This is a genomic window from Nocardiopsis sp. MG754419 (assembly GCF_018207095.1).
Lineage (GTDB): Bacteria > Actinomycetota > Actinomycetes > Streptosporangiales > Streptosporangiaceae > Nocardiopsis.
In genome coordinates, this window is record NZ_QOCZ01000302.1 from 1 (window position 1) to 1,360 (window position 1,360).

A 1,360-nucleotide genomic window follows, 5' to 3' on the forward strand; every position below is an offset into this window, starting at 1 on the left:
CCCCCACCCACACCACAAAACGGGGCGCCCCAAGGGACGCCCCGCCACCACAACCCACCGACCTCAGCCGGCCGACTCCCACTCCGACGCCAACTCCCGCGCACGCTCCTCACGACGAGCGAACACGTTGTCGGCCATCTCGTTCATCTTCTTCAACACACGCTTGCGCTCACGCTTGGACAACCGATCCACGTACAACCGACCCCACGTGTGATCGGTCTCGTGCTGCAGACAACGCGCGAAGTAACCCGTGCCCTCCAACACCACCGGGGCACCGTCCTTGTCCACCCCACGCACCATGGCCGACTCCGCCCGCCCCAGCTCCGCATGCGGACCCGGCACCGACAGACACCCCTCGTTGTCCACCACCACCACGTCATCCGGATCACGCTCGGCCAACACCGGGTTGATCACATGACCCACATGCCGCACACCCTCATCATCAGGGCAGTCGTACACGAACAGCCGCCAGTCCACACCCACCTGCGCACCGGCCAACCCCACACCCTCGGCCGCGTACATCGTCACGAACATGTCGTCGATCAACCGCGACAACTCCGCGCCGCCCCACATCTCCTCGGGCACCTCACGACCGGCCCGGTGCAGAACCTCCTCACCGGTCACCGTCACACGCAGCACACGACCACGCGCGGCCTCCGGAGCCAGATCAGGGAAGTCCGCCACCTCCCGACCCTGAACGACGGTCACGGGCAAAGGCACAGACTGCTCCGACATGGTCCTACTCTCCGGGCGGGCGACAACAGGCGGTACATACACCACCACACCCGAAAAAATAGCACGAACCGCCAGGTCACCCCGGCCCCCGAACCCCCACCCCGCTACCGGAACCAGGCATTGCCCTGAATGAAACACCGCGCCAGATAGTCCCGCAACGACACCACCACCAAACGCCGCCGATCCGTCTCATGATCCCACACCACGATCCCCGGCCCATAGTCCGTATGCACGTACGCGAACTGCGGACCCATGTCCGAATCACCGAAAAAGATCATCTCGTCGAACGGCGCGTACAACTCCTCATAATCCGGCTCACGCCGCATCGCCAGATTGTCCTCCACCAGGCGACGCGCACTCCACACCACCGCGTCACCGTACTCGTTGGTCACCCCATCGCTCTCTCGCAACAACGACGCCAACTCGAACGGCAAAGGCAGCATCAGATGCTTCTCCACCTCGGCCAGCATCACCTCATCGGCCGGATCACTCAGATCGGCCTCCGGATACATCTCCAAGATCAGTTCACGCCACACACCCCCGATCATCACAGGTCGTGGCAAGACACGGGAAATCGCGGTCGGCGAGTTGCGCCGAAAATCCACCCCACCACCCCCATCAGAAC

Annotated in this window: 2 protein-coding genes; both read right to left on the reverse strand. The window is 63.8% G+C overall.

Features of this window, described 5'->3' with window-relative positions:
- Positions 1-63: 63 nt before the first annotated feature.
- Positions 64-735, reverse strand: coding sequence for a peptide deformylase (gene def / locus DSY14_RS27780; RefSeq protein WP_211719561.1), 672 nt, complete (start codon positions 733-735; stop codon positions 64-66).
- A gap of 104 nt (positions 736-839) precedes the next feature.
- Positions 840-1,283 (reverse strand): SMI1/KNR4 family protein, encoded by a 444-nt coding sequence (locus tag DSY14_RS27785; RefSeq protein ID WP_211719562.1) that lies wholly within the window; start codon positions 1,281-1,283, stop codon positions 840-842.
- Positions 1,284-1,360 lie beyond the last annotated feature (77 nt).

Excerpts from the sequence above, each read along its gene's own strand:
- def (WP_211719561.1), bottom strand. The coding sequence starts at position 735 with ATGTCGGAGCAGTCTGTGCCTTTGCCCGTGACCGTCGTTCAGGGTCGG.
- DSY14_RS27785 (WP_211719562.1), bottom strand. The coding sequence starts at position 1,283 with ATGATCGGGGGTGTGTGGCGTGAACTGATCTTGGAGATGTATCCGGAG.